The sequence below is a fragment of the Vibrio sp. CB1-14 genome, assembly GCF_040412085.2.
GTDB classification, from domain to species: domain Bacteria; phylum Pseudomonadota; class Gammaproteobacteria; order Enterobacterales; family Vibrionaceae; genus Vibrio; species Vibrio chaetopteri.
The window spans coordinates 3179930-3197367 of the sequence record NZ_CP115920.1 but is presented as its reverse complement, the minus strand read 5'-3'; the positions used below and the strand labels follow the sequence as shown (position 1 = coordinate 3197367).

Here is a 17438-nt window from a genome sequence, read left to right as displayed (position 1 = left end):
CACTGTGCTTATTCGCTATCGAGCGAATATGGTGGAAGTGACAATGACAGGCGGCTATCTGGTTGAGACGCTAGGCGGAATTCAACGTCGTCATCTAGGTTGTTGTTGATGATGATTGACGCCTTAAATGTGTGGTCATCGTATTGGAATACGCTAAGGACATCGCCTGCTTTACGCCAGTTGTCACCGACAGAGCGTTCAATGATGATTTCCTCATCGCAAGTCACGGCTGCGGTTAAACGGCCAGTGAGTGTCGCTAGCATGCGTTTGTTAATGCCGCGGTATTTGGCTCGAGCGACCGTCTCTTGGCCGGTGTAACAGCCTTTAGCAAAACTGATACCATCCAATGCCTGTAGATTGAACGCTTGAGGAATGTGCTGGTTTTGTTGCTTTGCACTCAGAGTAGGTAGCCCTGCATCAATGTCGAACTGAGTCCAGATAGATTCTTGCACCCACTGAGTCTCTTGAGCGTCTAGGGATTCAATAAGTTCATCGCTTGCCAGTACCAGCCAACGCCTTTCATCAATGCGTACTGCACTGCTGCCATTTTGCTGTCTAACGTCACCTGCTGATGGGAAATGCTCATCAACCCACGTTTGAGCTTGCCCTCCCATCACACCGATGCACGCTTTGCTGCTTTGGGTGAATTCAACTTTAGAGAAGATGGCGTATTTTTTCAGCTCAACTAACTCTTGACCAATCGCTGATAGTGGCTGAAACATCGCGTAGCCTTGTTCTGTATGGAACAAGCGAAACACACTCCAGGCTTTACCTTTTGCATCACAATGAGCGCCTAGCGTGGATTGCTGTGCCTCCAATGAGACCACATCACAGGTCACCTGACCTTGAAGGTAAGACTTACGGTCATCACCCGTCAGTTCAATCGCGCCCCAAGAGCTGAGCGGCGTCAACATCAGTGCGGGAAGCGTTGTCTCTGGGGTAAGGGATAGTGCTTGAATGCTAGGTTGCCATTCCATAGGTTGTGATCTCTTTGTTATACATGGTTGATATGTTAATCGCGACGTTACCATTTGTCAGCTTAAACTGCTCAGTGTCAATGGATATAGTATCAATGGATAGTTCAATAAGCTTGGAAACCCAAATAGGGCTTGTTGCACGAAATCTTGTGAGCAAAGTTGAGTTTGTGTGATGCAGAGTGTGGTGGGACATGCACTTGCTTGTTACACTCGCCCAATAATGAGTAGTAGATGGAGATTAGAATGTACTCTAGTGAAGAAAAAGCGCGCATCAAGTGGGCGTGTCGTAGAGGTATGTTGGAGCTCGACGTCGTGATTATGCCTTTCTTTGAGGAGTGCTTTGATACTCTCAATGACCAAGAGCAACATGACTTCGTATCGCTGCTGGAATGCGACGACCCGGATTTGTTCACTTGGGTGATGGGGCATGGGCGTAGCGAAAACCTAGGTCACGCGTCGATGGTCGACAAAATCGTGGCACACAACTTAAGTAAAGTTCGCTAATCGAATTATATGGGGCAGGGCGAGGTTCCTCATCTTGACCTGCACCTGTCTTCTTGTTCCCTTCCTTCGGTTATTGATAGCCTAGTCAAATTCTCGATTTGTTTCGCCGTTCTCTTTTCGCCTCTGCCTCTAGCGATCTTGCCATTGGTATGGGGTGTGGTTGTGTCGACGTCAATGATACGGCCTTGTGCCACTGGGCGTCTGCGCTTTAAAGACGATAAGTGGCACCTTAATGAAGAAAGGCTAAATAAGGCGCATTTTAATCTCGCCTTATCATCATGGGTGATTGCCCTCTACGATGCTAAACACGGTTGGCGGCTTATTTGGCGTACAGCCACCACAGAGCGAAGTTACCGGCATTTAGCGGTAGTGGTAAAAGGGTGGCAATAAAAAAGCAGCCAGTGAGGTGGCTGCTTTCGGTTCTAACTTGATTAGGAGGATTAATTACGGCTCCAGAATCGTTGGACCACTGTTTTCTAGCATCTCAGGATAGTCGAGCGTGTAGTGCAGACCGCGGCTTTCTTTACGTTGCATGGCACAGCGAACCATCAGCTCAGCAACTTGCAGCAGGTTACGCAGTTCTAGCAGGTTGTTCGATACCTTGAAGTGGCTGTAGTATTCATGAGTTTCTTGTTGAAGTAACTGAATACGACGCAGTGCGCGCTCAAGTCGTTTATCAGTGCGTACAATGCCCATGTAATCCCACATAAACAGGCGCAGCTCGTGCCAGTTATGCTGAATGATGACCTCTTCATCAGAGCAGCTGACTTGGCTTTCATCCCAAGCTGGCAATGTGTCTGGATGAGTTGCGCTGTCGAATTTTTCCATGATGTCTTTGGCCGCAGACCAAGCGTATACCACGCACTCAAGCAGTGAGTTTGACGCCATGCGGTTTGCCCCGTGAAGACCGGTGTAGCTCACCTCACCAATCGCATACAACTGCTCAAGATCCGTGCGACCCGACTTATTTACGATGACGCCACCACAGGTGTAGTGTGCCGCCGGAACAATTGGGATCGGCTCTTTGGTCATGTCGATGCCGAGATCTTGCAAGCGCATGTGAATGGTTGGGAAGTGCTTGATGATAAACTCTTCCGGCTTATGACTGATGTCGAGATACATGCAATCTGCACCTAGTCGTTTCATCTCGAAGTCTATAGCACGAGCAACCACATCACGCGGCGCTAGCTCTTCGCGTTCATCAAAGTCCGGCATAAAGCGGGTGCCATCAGGGCGTTTTAGGTAAGCCCCTTCGCCTCGCAGCGCTTCGGTTAGCAGGAAATTACGTGCGTCTGGATGGAATAAACACGTTGGGTGAAATTGGTTGAATTCTAGGTTAGCAACCCGGCAACCAGAGCGCCATGCCATTGCAATACCATCACCTGAAGAAACGTCTGGGTTTGAGGTGTACTGGTACACTTTTGATGCGCCGCCTGTTGCCAGCACGACAAACTTAGCGCGCACGGTTTCAACGTGTTCTTGGTTGCGGTTCCAAATATAGGCACCAACAACTTTGTCTTTGCTGCCACCCACTTTATCTTCCGTGATCAAATCAAGGGCGTTGTAGCGCTCAAAGATTTCGATGTTTGGGTGATTCTGCACGTTGTCTTGCAGCGTAGTCTGCATCGCCATTCCCGTTGCATCTGCTGCGTGCAGAATACGACGATGGCTGTGTCCGCCTTCACGCGTTAAGTGATAACGAGGTGCTTCGTCCTTTTCGGTTTCAACTTGGTCAAATGGAACACCGCCATCGATCAGCCATTGCACGCACTCTTTCGCGTTTTCTGCAATAAACTGCACCGTGTCTTCTTCACACAGGCCAGCTCCGGCAATATTGGTGTCATTAACGTGTGACTCGATGCTGTCGGCTTCGTCGAAAACTGCGGCAATACCGCCTTGAGCGTAATAGGTTGCCCCTTCACTCAACGGCCCTTTACTTAAAACAATAACCTTACCGCGCTCAGCAACTCGTAGCGCGAGAGAAAGACCAGCAGCGCCACTTCCTATAACTAAAACATCACAAAGATGTTCTCGGTTTGTGTTCATAATTCTATTAAAATCCTGACCTATGGTAGAGCTAGCAAACTCTACCCAGCTAAAAGTGCACGATAGGAAGCTGCGTAATGCAGCTGGCGAAGGGCACTTGCTAATTGGATTACCGCCATGTGGAACGGGTTGAAAAACTCGTTGTGTTGTGGCGTTAACTAATCCATTCTAGTGAGTTGAGCCCATTGTAGTGGGCGCCAAATCACATTGTGAATGACAAATAACAAAAAAATCCAGAAAGTTTTGAACTTTCCCATTTGCATAGAGTCACAATAGTGCTCATGTTAGCGGTGGTGTCAAGACTACAATATGCATAATTAATACTCATATCTGAGAAGGTAAGGGTGAGAACGAATAGGAGTGAACGCTCGCATGAACGAGCAGCCGACCGATCAGGTGTTGATTGAGCGCGTTCAAAGTGGAGATAAACAAGCATTTAACCTGTTGGTTTTGCGCTATCAAAACAAGGTTTGCAATCTCATATCAAGATACGTGAGCAATTCGGGCGACGTAGCGGACATAGCCCAAGAAGCGTTTATTAAAGCGTATCGTGCGATCCCAACGTTTAGAGGTGAAAGCGCCTTCTATACTTGGTTGTATCGCATAGCAGTGAACACCGCAAAGAACCACATTGTTGCGCAGAGTCGCAGGCCACCGGCCAGCGATGTGGACGCAGAAGATGCCGAATTTTTTGAAACCGGTAACGCTTTGAAAGAAATTTCGAACCCTGAGAACTTAACGTTGTCGAATGAATTGAAGCGAACAGTTTTCGCTGCAATTGAAGCGTTACCAGAAGATTTGAAGACTGCAATGACCCTTCGTGAACTCGATGGTTTGAGTTACGAAGAGATTGCAGAAGTAATGGATTGCCCAGTAGGAACGGTACGTTCGCGTATCTTCCGTGCTCGTGAAGCGGTAGAGAAGAAGATTAAGCCTCTTCTTCAACGCTAAAACTAGTTACAACTATGGTGAATATAATGGCTGACAAACAGAAGCTTTCAGCATTCATGGACGGAGACCTGATCGACGACGCGCTAATCGAAGCGCTTGAGAATGATCAGGAGAGCAAACAAACCTGGCAAAACTACCACCTAATCGGTGATGTAATGCGTGGCGATGAGCCACAGAGCTTGGATTGGAATATTGCTGAGAGCGTCGCACTGGCACTCGATGATGAGCCAGCACATCAAGCGGTAAGTAAAGAGACAGTGATGCCGATTGAGGCACAACCTACACCGTCGCAAGCGAAACGTCAGCTACCTGCATGGTTAACTCAGTTTGGCCAAGTGGGCATTGCAGCGTGTGTATCGCTCGCCGTTATTTTAGGTGTGCAGCAGTTCTCTGGACAAGATGCAACGCAACCTGAAATTGAGCAGCTACCTGTTTTGCAAACTATCCCATTTGCGGGTAGTGCAGAGCCGGTAAGCTTGACTCGTGATTCAGTCGCGAGAACTAACCAGAATGAAAGCACTAACGTGCAAGAGCAGCGTCGCCGCATTAATGCTCTGCTTCAAGACTATGAGCTACAGTTACGCTTAAACAGTGACGATCAATCGTCTCTGACTACGGATACAGAATCGGTAATTGAATGAAAAAACTTCTGACCAGTTCGTTATTGCTGTTCAGTTTGTTTGCTAACTCGGCCTTTGCAGAAGAGCAATCTTCTGTAGAGGCTTTATTGCATCAAATGAATGACGCCAGTCAGCAATTGAACTACGAACTGTCCTATATCCTGATCAAAAAGAACAGTATTGAGCCTTTGTTGTATCGACATGCGAGGCATGAAGAGCAGCAATTGGCGCATTTGGTTTACTTGAGTGGCCCGGTTCGCGAGGTTATCCGCCGTGGCAACGAAGTCAGCTACATCGAACCTGGCGCCGATCCGTTCACAATAGAGTCGGGCAAGATGGTGGCACCTTTGATGCCACTGCTTAACAGTGATATCAAAAAACTGAGCCAGTATTACGACTATGTTCGCGTTGGCCGTGCCAGAGAAGCTGGAGCGGCGGCACAAGTATTTCGTGTGGTACCAAAAGACGGTCTTCGCTACTCCTATGTGTTGTGGGTGGATGAAAAAAGCAAGCTTCCATTGCGCGCTGATCTTCTCGACCGAGATGGTGAGATCCTCGAACAGTATCGTGTGATTTCATACTCCATCAACGACCACATCGCGACCATGCTTAGCTCACTCGATGAAGTACAACTGCCTGCGGTATTGTCGCTGCCAAAAGGCAATATCGAACAAACCTTCTGGCAAGTTGGTTGGGTACCAAGTGGCTTTACTCCGAAAGATCTTAATCGTTATCGCATGATCGCCACTGAAGATGTGGTGGAGAGTCAAATGTACACCGATGGCTTATTTAGCTTCTCTGTGTATGTCTCAGATCGAGACAGTAACTCGATGAAAGGCCAGTTAATTCGCCAAGGACGCCGCACAGTGCACAGCATTGTCACTGGAGACATGCAGGTCTCTGTGGTTGGCGACATTCCTCCTGCCACCGCGCAGCGTATCGCACAATCTGTTAAACTGAACAAAGTACAGCAAGCAGATGAAGGCGTAACCCCATGATGACCGCTCTTGCAACGGTGACCTCGGTTAAAAGCCGTGGTCATCGTTACCAAGTTAAATTGAGCTGCGACCAACAAACCAGTTGCAGCTCTTGCCAATCAAAAAACAGTTGTGGAACCGGTATAGTCACTAAAGCGGTCGGAAACAAGCAACTGAGCTGGCATCTACTGACCTCCAAAACCGTCAACCCTGGCGATGTTGTTGAAATTGCGTTTCCAGAGAAAAGTCTGCTGCAATCGGCGGCATTGATCTATTTATTGCCCCTGCTTTTTCTATTTTTAGGCGCGATGGCTGGCCAGTTGTGGCTGGCGCCACTGCTTGGCGGTAGTGAGCTGGTGGTGATTGGTTTTTCAGCAGTTTCTGCTTACCTTGGTTTCCGACTCGCGAAAAAATGGGTGTCACCAATGGAAGCAGCATCGCACCAACAGGTTGAATTGGTGCGGGTGCTCGGGCAGTCCATTGCCTAAATAAGGTGCGAACCGCAACGAAATTGGGTAGAATCTGCCAACTTAATTGAAATGCGTGTTTTTTCCGCTATTTCATTCCCTAATTGTTTAAGAGTTTAGCTACACCAAATCTATGAAGCACATTCGTAACTTTTCTATTATCGCCCACATTGACCACGGTAAGTCGACGCTGTCTGACCGTTTGATCCAAGTTTGCGGCGGCTTAAGCGACCGTGAAATGGCGGCACAGGTTCTTGATTCTATGGATCTAGAGCGCGAGCGCGGTATCACGATTAAAGCTCAGAGTGTTACTCTGGATTACACGGCGAAAGATGGGGAAACCTATCAGCTAAACTTTATCGACACTCCAGGACACGTTGACTTCTCGTACGAAGTATCACGTTCATTGGCTGCCTGTGAAGGCGCACTACTGGTTGTTGATGCGGGTCAGGGCGTTGAAGCTCAGACACTGGCTAACTGCTACACGGCGATTGAAATGGAACTTGAAGTAGTTCCAATTCTCAACAAGATCGATCTTCCAGCGGCAGAGCCAGAGCGCGTTGCTGAAGAGATCGAAGAGATCGTCGGTATCGACGCGATGGAAGCGGTTCGCTGTTCTGCGAAGACCGGTCTGGGTGTTGACGACGTTCTTGAAGAGATCGTAAAAGCGATCCCAGCGCCAGAAGGCAACCCAGAAGATCCACTGCAAGCGCTTATCATTGACTCTTGGTTCGATAACTACTTAGGTGTTGTTTCTTTGGTTCGTATTAAAAACGGCAAACTGAAGAAGAATGACAAGATCAAAGTGATGAGCACTGGGCAAGTTTGGGGTGTAGATCGTTTAGGTATTTTCACACCAAAGCAGATTGACACGACAGAGCTTAACACTGGTGAAGTTGGCTGGGTTGTATGTGGTATCAAAGACATCCTTGGCGCGCCAGTAGGTGATACACTGACTACGGCTAAGAATGGCTGTGAAGTTGCACTACCAGGCTTCCAAAAAGTAAAACCTCAGGTATACGCGGGTCTATTCCCTGTATCGTCTGATGATTACGAAAACTTCCGCGATGCACTAGGCAAACTTAGCCTAAACGATGCGTCACTGTTCTATGAGCCAGAAAGTTCAGCTGCACTTGGTTTCGGTTTCCGTTGTGGCTTCTTGGGTATGCTTCACATGGAGATCATCCAAGAGCGTTTAGAGCGTGAATACGACCTAGACCTGATTACGACAGCGCCGACGGTAGTTTACGAAGTAGAGAAAACTGACGGTTCACTTCACTATGTTGATAGTCCAGCGAAACTGCCGGCAATCAACGATATCGAAGAAATCCGTGAGCCAATTGCGCGTTGTAATATCCTGGTACCATCAGATTACCTAGGTAACGTCATTACGCTTTGTGTTGAGAAACGTGGCTCTCAGGTAGATATGGTTTATCACGGTAATCAAGTTGCTGTGACTTACGATATCCCGATGGCAGAAGTCGTACTCGACTTCTTTGATCGTCTGAAGTCGACGTCTCGTGGTTATGCATCACTGGACTACAACTTCCAGCGTTTTGAAGCGTCGAACATGGTGCGTGTGGACGTACTGCTGAACGGCGATACGGTAGACGCACTAGCAATCATTACTCACAAAGATCAATCTCAGACTCGTGGTCGCCAATTGGTTGAGAAGATGAAAGAGTTCATCCCTCGTCAGATGTTCGATATTGCGATTCAGGCTGCGATCGGTAACCACATCATTGCGCGTTCTACTGTGAAACAGTTACGTAAAAACGTAATCGCGAAATGTTACGGTGGTGACGTGAGCCGTAAGAAGAAACTGTTGAAGAAACAGAAAGAAGGTAAGAAGCGTATGAAGCAGATCGGTAACGTCGAGCTGCCTCAAGAAGCGTTCCTTGCGATTCTACACGTAGGCAAAGACTAATCCTTTTGCCTGACGTGGCGACATAATACAGCAGAAGTGAAAGTGCTCAGTGAGTGCTTTCACTTTCGTTATTTTTAAAGATACGAAAATTAAGGGAATTGAATGGCTAATACCTTCTCATTGATCCTCGTCATCGTGACGTTAGTGACTGGTGTTGTTTGGGTTTTGGATAAGCTCGTATTGAGAAAGCAGCGTCAGCAGAAGCTGGCGGGTATCCAAGCGCAAGCAAATCAAATTGATGAAGAGACAGCAAACAAAGCGGTCGCTCCATCTTGGTTTGTTGAGAATAGTGTTTCAATTTTCCCTGTAATTGCCTTTGTTTTGGTGCTGCGTTCGTTCATCTACGAACCGTTCCAAATCCCATCAGGCTCAATGATGCCAACACTACTGGTTGGTGATTTCATCCTAGTTGAGAAGTATGCCTATGGACTAAAAGATCCAGTATGGCGAACTCAGTTGGTTGAAACTGGCAAACCTGAGCGAGGCGATGTTGTCGTATTTAAGTACCCACCGCAGCCAAACATTGACTACATTAAGCGTGTGGTTGGCCTGCCGGGTGATACGGTTCGTTACAGCGCTCGTAAGGATATCTGTATTCAGCGTCCTGGTGAGTCAAGCTGTAAGCCGGTTAAGCTGTCTAATGTCCAAGACAGTCCGTTTATCCAAAATGGTATCCCGCTTATCCAAATGGATGAAAAGCTGGGTGAAGTCGGTCACCAAGTACTGGTGAATCCACTGCGTCGCGACCGTGTTGATCAATATCAGCCTCGCAACGGCGTGAACGAATGGGTTGTGCCAGAAGGTCAGTACTTTGTGATGGGTGATAACCGTGACAATAGTGCCGACAGTCGTTACTGGGGCTTTGTGCCAGAAGGCAACCTAGTAGGCAAAGCCGTGGGCATTTGGGTTAGCTTCGAATTTGAACGTGGTGCAGATAGCATTCTGCCTACATGGATCCCAACTGGTGTCAGATTTAATCGCATCGGTGGAATAGACTGAACGAGAGAGCATGAATTCTCCTATTAAACTTTTAGAAAAAAAGCTCGGCTATCAGTTCAATGATAGCGAGCTGTTGATGCTGGCGCTGACTCACCGCAGCGCCCACGGCAACCATAACGAACGACTAGAATTTCTGGGCGATTCAATTTTAAGTTTTGTCATTGCTGACGATCTTTACCATCGTTTTCCTAAGGTAAACGAAGGGGACATGAGTCGAATGCGTGCCACCTTGGTTAGAGGTAACACTCTGGCTGAGCTAGGGCGTGAATTCGTCTTGGGAGATTACTTAAAATTAGGTCCAGGCGAGCTGAAAAGTGGCGGATTCCGTCGTGACTCCATCTTGGCTGATGCTGTTGAAGCGATCATTGGTGCAATTTATCTTGATAGCGATGTCGAGATGGTTCGCGGTATTGTATTGAGCTGGTATCAGTCGCGCCTTGAAGCGATCCAGCCCGGTGTGTCGCAAAAAGATCCGAAAACTCGCCTACAAGAGTTTCTACAAGGTCGAAGAAAACCACTCCCTGTCTATACAGTGACTAATATTAAAGGGGAAGCGCATAACCAAGAGTTTACCGTTTCCTGTGAAATAGCAGGTGTGGATAAGCCTGTTATCGGCAAAGGCACCAGCCGCCGCAAGGCAGAACAAGCGGCTGCGGAACTGGCTCTAGAGAAACTGACCAATGTCTGATAAACCAAACTCTGATCAAGAATTCGATCTCGATGCGTACTTCGCTTCGTCAAGTGAGTCAACGAGCTCTGAAACTCAAGAAAGCACAGGTGATCAACACTGTGGTTTTATCGCTATTGTGGGTCGCCCTAACGTGGGTAAGTCGACGCTGCTAAACCGCATCTTAGGACAGAAAATCTCGATCACCTCACGTAAACCGCAGACAACGCGTCACCGCATCATGGGTGTGGACACCGAAGGTGACTACCAAGCGATTTATGTGGACACTCCGGGTCTGCACATTGAAGAGAAGCGCGCGATCAACCGTCTAATGAACCGTGCGGCAAACAGCTCTTTAAGTGATGTGAACTTAGTGCTATTCCTTGTTGATGGCACGCAGTGGACTGACGATGATGAGATGGTGCTGAACAAGCTACGTAAATCAAATTTCCCGGTTATCTTATGTATCAACAAAGTAGACAACGTCAAAGATCGCAACGACGTAATGCTGCACATGCAAGAGATGACCAAGAAAATGGAATTTGTTGATGTAGTGCCGATTTCGGCTAAGCACGGCAAAAACATCGACGTGATTCGTCAACACGTTCGCAACCACCTTCCTGAAGCGGTTCACCACTTCCCTGAAGAGTACGTGACTGACCGTTCTCAACGTTTCATGGCGTCTGAAATTCTGCGTGAAAAGCTGATGCGATTCACGGGTGACGAGCTCCCTTACTCGGTGACGGTTGAGGTTGAACGCTTTGATTACAACCCTGATACGGATGGTTTCCACATCAATGCGCTGATTCTTGTTGAGCGTAGTGGCCAGAAGAAGATGGTGATCGGTAAGGGTGGCGAGAAAATCAAAACTATCGGCCGTGAAGCTCGTCTTGATATGGAAGAGCTGTTCGATCGTAAAGTGTATCTAGAGACCTGGGTAAAAGTGAAATCAGGTTGGGCTGATGATGAGCGTGCGCTGCGCTCTCTTGGCTACATCGACGATATCGAAAATAAATAATACCGTAGATCAGAGTGGCACCAGCCGCTCTGATCCCTTTTAGACAGAATATGACCTATGGATGGATTGCAACGCTGCTTTGTTTTGCATCGAAGACCTTACAGTGAATCGAGCTTAATACTCGATGTATTTAGTGAGGAATTTGGTCGCGTCACGCTGCTTTCCAAAGGCGCTCGAAGTAAGCGCTCGAACCTCAAAGGCGCTCTACAGCCTTTTACCCCATTACTGTTAAAGTGGTCCGGCAATGGCTCAATGAAGACATTGAGGCAAGCGGAAGCCATCAGTCTTGGTCTGCCGTTAACCGGTGTGAACCTCTATTCTGCCATGTACGTGAATGAGCTGATTGCTCGCGTGTTGGCAAGTGAGATCCCGTTTCCTGAATTATTTCACGACTATCTTCAAGCTTTAACAGAGCTCGCCCATAATACCAATCCTGAACCTGCCTTGCGGCGTTTTGAACTCGCTCTCCTTTCTGCAATGGGATACGGTGTAGACTTCTTGCATTGTGCTGGTACCGGCGAACCTATAGATCCGACAATGACTTATCGTTATCGGGAGCAGAAGGGATTCATTGCCAGTGTGCGGAGAGACAACCTGACCTTTTTAGGTGAAGAGCTCATTGCCATCAGTGAGCGACGTTTCCTGAGTAAAACACAGTTACAAGCGGCAAAACGCTTTACACGCATAGCATTAAAGCCGTATCTTGGCGGAAAACCATTAAAAAGCAGGGAGCTGTTTCGAGTGAAGCAGTCCTGATCATGGAGTAATCATCGATGAGTTCTATCCTTTTAGGTATCAATATTGACCATATCGCGACCCTACGTAATGCTCGCGGTACTAAGTATCCAGACCCAGTACACGCAGCAGAAATTGCTGAGCGTGCCGGTGCCGACGGCATCACGATTCACCTTCGTGAAGACCGCCGCCACATTCTAGACCGCGACGTGCGTATCTTGCGTGAAACGCTTCAGACTCGCATGAACCTAGAAATGGCAGTGACCGATGAGATGATCGACATCGCGTTAAAAACTAAGCCTGAATTCGTGTGTCTGGTACCAGAGAAGCGTGAAGAACTTACTACTGAAGGTGGTCTAGACGTTAAAGGTCAGTTTGAGAAAATCAAAGCAGCGACAGAGAAGCTTACGGCAGCTGGCATTAAAGTGTCTCTGTTTATCGATGCTGACCGCGAGCAGATCGATGCGTCGAAAGCAGCAGGTGCGCCATTTATCGAACTTCACACCGGTCACTACGCGGATGCAGAAACCGAAGAGGATCAACAAGACGAACTGAAGAAGATCGCGGCTGGTGCAAGCTACGCGGCTGACATCGGTATCACGGTTAACGCGGGTCACGGCCTGACTTACCACAACGTTGGTCCTATCGCGGCATTGCCAGAGATCTACGAGTTGAACATTGGTCACTCAATTATTGGCCGCGCTGTGTTTGATGGTCTTCATAAAGCCGTTGCCGACATGAAAGCGGTCATGGAAGCGGCGCGCCACGGTTAATCCGCGCGCGGTAAATAACGAGTAGAGGCTATATTGAGTGGCAATCTTAGGGCTTGGAACAGACATTGCGGAAATCGAGCGTGTAGAAAAGGCGTTATCACGAACGGGTGAGGCGTTTGCTAAGCGTATCTTGACTGACAATGAACTGATTCAGTTCCAAAATCTAAAGCAACAAGGGCGCTTTCTAGCGAAGCGCTTTGCTGTCAAAGAAGCCGCCTCTAAGGCGCTCGGTACCGGTATTGCCCATGGGGTGACATTTCACGACTTTGAAGTGTCCAACGATGAGCACGGCAAGCCCATCCTAACGCTCAATAAAAAAGCCGCACAGATTGCGGCTTCTATGGGGGTGGTCTCTAACCACCTCTCTATTTCTGATGAGCGACACTACGCTGTTGCAACGGTTATATTAGAAAGCTAGAACGATCTAGGCGTTGGAATCTAAGATCCCGACTCTTCTTTTCCCTTCAGATATAACTCAGAACTTTTCAACACCTTCTCCATCTCATCTTGCAGTTCAAACAGTTCAGGCTCAATGTCTTCCAGACTGTCCCCCGCACGCAGGGCTTTCTCTATCGTCGCACAGATGGATTTGAGTCGTGGTACACCGCAGTATGAGCAGCTGCCATGCAGCTTATGGATTAGGTGGATCACTTGATCCACGTCGTCAAAGCCATTGTCGAGTATGTTGTCGGCAAGCTCACCCACCTCAGGGATAAAGTCGACCAACATTTGTAGCATATCGATGGCGAGGTCTTCTTTATTGGCTGCTTGTTTAAGCGCTGCATTCCAGTCAATGACTTGTGATGTTGGCTTTTCCACCACGATAGGTGTGGCTTCAGCCGCAGCGCTAACATCGGTAGGGGCGACAAAGTCTAAGCAGGCTTCCGGCTCTGCTGGGCGCACAGGCACCCATTTGTTGAGTACCTGAAGTAGCATAGTTTCATCAATCGGCTTGGTGAGATAGTCGTCCATGCCTTCTGAAAGTAGGCGGTCACGTTCACCACTCATTGCGTGAGCCGTTACCGCAACCACAGGTGTGGCTGCGTTTTGCTGAGTCTCTTTAATGAGCTTACAAGCCGTCACGCCATCCATTTGCGGCATCTGAATATCCATGAACACGATATCAAAGTGCTGTTCTTGCGCTTTTTGCACTGCAGCCTGACCTCTCGTGCAAGACACCACGGTTTCGACGCGCTCAGAGAGCAGCGCAGTGATAAGCTTAAGGTTTGCTGGGTTATCGTCTACAGCCATGACGTTGAGGCTGCGTTTTTCTGTTGAAATCACCTCGACTGCAGGCGCTAGCTGAGCAGGCTGTTTATCGACTAACGATTGCAGCAGCTTTTTGCGTGACAGGGGTTTAGTCAAACATTGCACTTGGTGCGTTTGCATCAGGTAATCTGACAGTGCCAACTGGGTGCTAGCCGTACCTATGATGATGTTTGACGTCGATTGTTTGCAGCGTGTGATCCACTCTTCAATGACTGCGAGCGGCACTTCTTCATTGGTCGGTAAGCAAACAATAATGTAATCGAACGACTCGACACGCTCTGGCAATGTAGAGCGGTAGGTGACCATCACGCCTTCGTTGGTAAGCGTTTGTTGCAGCACCGACGCTGCTTGCATGTTCGGCTCTACCAGCAGTAGTCGCTTGTTATGGATAACTGCAGGGTCGATAGGGTCGAGCATTGGAATGTCGGTTGAGCTGAGTTTCACGGTAAACCAGAATGTAGAGCCTTGGTGCAGGCGACTGGTGAGGCTAATATCACCGCCCATTTGACCAACTAATTTCTGGGTAATAACCAGACCAAGACCGGTGCCGCCATAACGTCTTGAGATACTTGCATCGGCTTGACTAAACGCTTGGAACAGCTGCGCTTGCTGGCGTTCGGAGATGCCGATACCGGTATCGCGAACCATAAATTGCAGCTCGACACGATCCTCTTTACTGCTTTTTAGCTCCACCGAAATGTCGATATTGCCGCGCTCGGTAAACTTAATCGAGTTGCCAACTAGGTTAGTTAAGATCTGTTGAATACGCAGCGGGTCGCCGACTAGGCCGCTTGGGATTTTCGGATCCACTTTCAACGTCAGCTCAAGGCCTTTTTCGTGGGCGCTGGTGGCTTGCAGAGCAACCACTTCATCTAAGCTGTCTTGGAACTCAAATGGGATGTTTTCTAGCGCCAGTTTACCCGCTTCAAGCTTCGAGAAGTCGAGAATATCGTTGATGATGTTGAGCAGGTTGTTGGCCGATTTTTCGATAGTCTGTAGGTAATCAGTCTGGCTGTTGGTGAGTTGAGTTTTTAGCATCTGACGGGTAAAGCCAATCACGCCGTTGAGCGGTGTACGTAGCTCGTGAGACATGTTGGCCAAGAACTCAGATTTCACCCGAGCAGCTTCTTGAGCGCGCTTTTTAGCGATGTCGAGTTCCACGTTCTGGATTTCAAGCTGCTCAAGCGTCTCACGAAGGTCTGAGGTGGCTTGGTCGATACTGTGCTGCATCTCCACGTGGTATTCAGACAGTGATACTGCCATGGCGTTGATACCATTTTTTAGCGAGTCGAGTTCACCGTGCATTTTGCCTTCAATACGCACATCCAGATGACCTCGGCGGATGCGATCCACCATGTTTTTCATGTGTGAGATAGGGCGAGTGACGTCATACATCAAACGATAGGCAAAGATGCCGGACAGAATAAGCCCTAGCACCAAAACCAAGATGGCCGAGAAGACCTCCTGATACTGCTGCAATCGCAGCGAGGATAGGTCAAGCTCAATCGCCACGTAGCCAAGCATTTGACTTGTGGGGGTTAGCTCTCGGGCATCGGTCGCGAGCTGACTCTCTGCAATCACAGGAGCTCTGAGAATTAAGGTGTTGTCGCCAAACTCAGAGGAGCTAAGAAACGGGATGGGTTTGTCCTTGGGAAACGTCAGCGTGTCGAAATTTGGATGAAAGTTGGAGGTAACAAACAGCTCATGAGAAGCGTCGAAGACGGCGATACTGCGGACAAACTTGGAGTTTTTACGGTGCGCGTAACTAATCAGGCGTCTGACCGACTCTCGGTTTTGATTCACAAGCCCCTGCTCACTGGCAATCGCTAGCGGTTCAATAATACTTGAACCAGCATTAAGTACCTGTGACTCAAGGTCGTGATAACGGTTATATGAGAAAAAGGCACTAAGAAGAAGACCGATGATAAGGGTCGGTGCCAAGGTTAATGTGATTACGCGAGCGCGAAGGCCGTATCTGGTCATGTTAATTCGACATCATTATTTACCAACAGAGTGTCATCTGATGGGGGGATATGGGACAATACCCAGTATTGCATCCTCAAGATGACGTAAGCTTAATCAAAGCAGCGCTGTTCGACAATCATTCAGACCCAGAATAGTGAAACTCTAACAATATTTTATAGGCGCAAAGCATTAATGCTTTGCCTTGGAATTGGTCATGGCACGTTTTTTTAAACCAACAAAGAAAACCTCTTTCTCCAAAAAGCACCAAGAAGTGCAAATTGAACGCATGGATCACCACGGTGCCGGTATCGGCTACCTCAACAACAAACCAGTGTTTGTTGAGGGCGCGCTTGCGGATGAGAAGGTGTTGGTGCAGCTGACCGAAAGCAAAGCCAAATTTGCTAAAGCGAATCTCATCAAAATACTCAAGCCCGCTGAGCAGCGTGTTGAACCATTTTGCCCGCACTACAATGAGTGTGGCGGTTGTAATCAACAGCACTTAGAGCGCGAAGCACAAATTACCAACAAAGAGCGCGTATTGTCGCAGTTGATGACAAAGTTTGCCGGCCAAACGCTGGATTTATCCCCATCCATTACTGGCGAAGGGCTAGGTTATCGCCGCCGAGCAAGGCTTAGTATCCACCTCGAGAAGCAGCGCGGTCTAGTGATGGGCTTTCGCCGTAAGCAGAGCAATCAGATTGTCGATGTCGACCATTGCCCTGTGCTTGATGACAAGCTCAATGCTTTGATCCCTCAGCTACGTAGTATTTTTGCTGACTTCAAGCAGCCAGCGACTTTGGGACACCTTGAACTTGTGCTTGGTGACGCTGAGCCGGTTGCGGTAATTCGTCATACCAAGCCTTTGACTGGTAAAGACCAAGCGCGTTTGAAAGCATTTGCAGAGCAAGCCGGCGTGACGCTCTACCTTATGCCAGAAGCAAATCAGCTCGATAGAGTCGTCGGCGAGCAGCCGTTTTATGGCGAAGTCGGCGTGAAGCTGCCATTTTTGCCATCGCACTTTATTCAAGTTAACCAAGCGATTAATGCGCGTATGGTGGCTCAAGCGCTTGAATGGCTAGCACCAGAGTCAACCGAACGCGTACTAGACCTGTTCTGTGGCCTCGGCAATTTTACCTTGCCGCTTGCTAAGCAAAGCGCCCATGTGGTTGGTGTTGAAGGGGTACAAGACATGGTCGATTGGGCGGCGGACAACGCGAAACTTAATGGCCTTTCGAATGTCGAATTTTATCAGGCGAATTTGGAACAAGAGCTGTCGCAGCAGCCTTGGGCATCCCAGCAGTTTGATAAGATTTTGTTAGACCCAGCGAGAGCGGGTGCGAGCGGTGTGGTGGACCAAGTTTCCGCATTAGGTGCGACACGTGTCCTTTATGTTTCTTGCAATCCTGCTACCCTTGCGAGAGACAGTCAGAGCCTACTCGAACAAGGCTATACATTGACTCGTTTGGGTATGATGGATATGTTCCCTCATACCAGTCATCTTGAGTCGATGGCGTTGTTTGAAAAATAATGCAGATGTCATAGT

At 48.4% G+C, this 17438-nt stretch carries 17 protein-coding genes; 14 read left to right on the top strand and 3 right to left on the bottom strand.

All coding sequences use genetic code 11. From position 1 onward, the window contains the following. Positions 1–8: 8 nt before the first annotated feature. A complete protein-coding gene (ygfZ, locus tag PG915_RS14450) occupies positions 9–977 on the bottom strand; it encodes a tRNA-modifying protein YgfZ (protein WP_353497153.1) in 969 nt (322 codons plus the stop codon). 243 nt (positions 978–1220) lie between these two features. On the opposite strand from ygfZ, the gene PG915_RS14445 reads away from it, so the two are divergent. Together PG915_RS14445 and PG915_RS14440 are read left to right on the top strand one after the other, a co-directional pair. Then, positions 1221–1481 (top strand): succinate dehydrogenase assembly factor 2, encoded by a 261-nt coding sequence (locus PG915_RS14445; protein WP_353497152.1) that lies wholly within the window; start codon positions 1221–1223, stop codon positions 1479–1481. Positions 1482–1643: 162 nt separating this feature from the next. After that, entirely contained in the window at positions 1644–1871 is a 228-nt protein-coding gene (locus tag PG915_RS14440; RefSeq protein ID WP_353497151.1) for a hypothetical protein, read from the top strand. Positions 1872–1925: 54 nt separating this feature from the next. On the opposite strand, the gene nadB is transcribed toward PG915_RS14440, so the two are convergent. Continuing rightward, positions 1926–3527: an L-aspartate oxidase gene (gene nadB, locus PG915_RS14435; RefSeq protein ID WP_353497150.1), complete on the bottom strand. Its 1602-nt coding sequence runs from the start codon at positions 3525–3527 to the stop codon at positions 1926–1928. Positions 3528–3899: 372 nt separating this feature from the next. On the opposite strand from nadB, the gene rpoE reads away from it, so the two are divergent. The 11 genes from rpoE (at position 3900) to acpS (ending at position 13079) form a co-directional block, all read left to right on the top strand. Continuing rightward, positions 3900–4478: an RNA polymerase sigma factor RpoE gene (gene rpoE, locus PG915_RS14430; RefSeq protein ID WP_103882021.1), complete on the top strand. Its 579-nt coding sequence runs from the start codon at positions 3900–3902 to the stop codon at positions 4476–4478. A 14-nt stretch (positions 4479–4492) separates the two neighbouring features. After that, entirely contained in the window at positions 4493–5119 is a 627-nt protein-coding gene (locus PG915_RS14425; protein ID WP_353497149.1) for an RseA family anti-sigma factor, read from the top strand. Further along, a complete protein-coding gene (gene rseB, locus PG915_RS14420) occupies positions 5116–6096 on the top strand; it encodes a sigma-E factor regulatory protein RseB (RefSeq protein ID WP_353497148.1) in 981 nt (326 codons plus the stop codon). The genes PG915_RS14425 and rseB overlap by 4 nt, the downstream gene beginning before the upstream one ends. Continuing rightward, a complete protein-coding gene (locus PG915_RS14415) occupies positions 6093–6563 on the top strand; it encodes a SoxR reducing system RseC family protein (RefSeq protein ID WP_353497147.1) in 471 nt (156 codons plus the stop codon). Before rseB ends, PG915_RS14415 begins: the two co-directional genes overlap by 4 nt. A 112-nt stretch (positions 6564–6675) precedes the next feature. After that, positions 6676–8469 (top strand): translation elongation factor 4, encoded by a 1794-nt coding sequence (gene lepA / locus PG915_RS14410; RefSeq protein WP_353497146.1) that lies wholly within the window; start codon positions 6676–6678, stop codon positions 8467–8469. Between the two features lie 102 nt (positions 8470–8571). Continuing rightward, positions 8572–9468, top strand: coding sequence for a signal peptidase I (gene lepB, locus PG915_RS14405; protein ID WP_353497145.1), 897 nt, complete (start codon positions 8572–8574; stop codon positions 9466–9468). A 10-nt stretch (positions 9469–9478) separates the two neighbouring features. Further along, on the top strand, positions 9479–10156 hold the full coding sequence (rnc, locus tag PG915_RS14400; protein WP_353497144.1) for a ribonuclease III: 678 nt from the start codon (positions 9479–9481) through the stop codon (positions 10154–10156). Next, positions 10149–11153 carry a GTPase Era gene (gene era, locus PG915_RS14395; protein WP_353497143.1) on the top strand — a complete coding sequence of 335 codons (1005 nt, stop codon included), beginning with the start codon at positions 10149–10151 and terminating at the stop codon, positions 11151–11153. The genes rnc and era overlap by 8 nt, the downstream gene beginning before the upstream one ends. Before the next feature lie 57 nt (positions 11154–11210). After that, complete coding sequence (gene recO, locus PG915_RS14390) at positions 11211–11909, top strand: DNA repair protein RecO (RefSeq protein ID WP_353497142.1); 699 nt, start codon at positions 11211–11213, stop codon at positions 11907–11909. A gap of 17 nt (positions 11910–11926) precedes the next feature. After that, positions 11927–12661, top strand: a complete 735-nt coding sequence (gene pdxJ, locus PG915_RS14385; RefSeq protein ID WP_353497141.1) for a pyridoxine 5'-phosphate synthase — start codon at positions 11927–11929, stop codon at positions 12659–12661. A 37-nt stretch (positions 12662–12698) separates the two neighbouring features. Continuing rightward, a complete protein-coding gene (acpS, locus tag PG915_RS14380; protein ID WP_353497140.1) occupies positions 12699–13079 on the top strand; it encodes a holo-ACP synthase in 381 nt (126 codons plus the stop codon). Between the two features lie 20 nt (positions 13080–13099). Here acpS and barA read toward each other — a convergent pair whose 3' ends face one another. Then, entirely contained in the window at positions 13100–15913 is a 2814-nt protein-coding gene (gene barA, locus PG915_RS14375) for a two-component sensor histidine kinase BarA (RefSeq protein ID WP_353497139.1), read from the bottom strand. A 196-nt stretch (positions 15914–16109) separates the two neighbouring features. Between barA and rlmD the strand changes: the two genes are divergently transcribed. Beyond that, a complete protein-coding gene (gene rlmD / locus PG915_RS14370; protein ID WP_353497138.1) occupies positions 16110–17423 on the top strand; it encodes a 23S rRNA (uracil(1939)-C(5))-methyltransferase RlmD in 1314 nt (437 codons plus the stop codon). Positions 17424–17438: the final 15 nt, after the last annotated feature.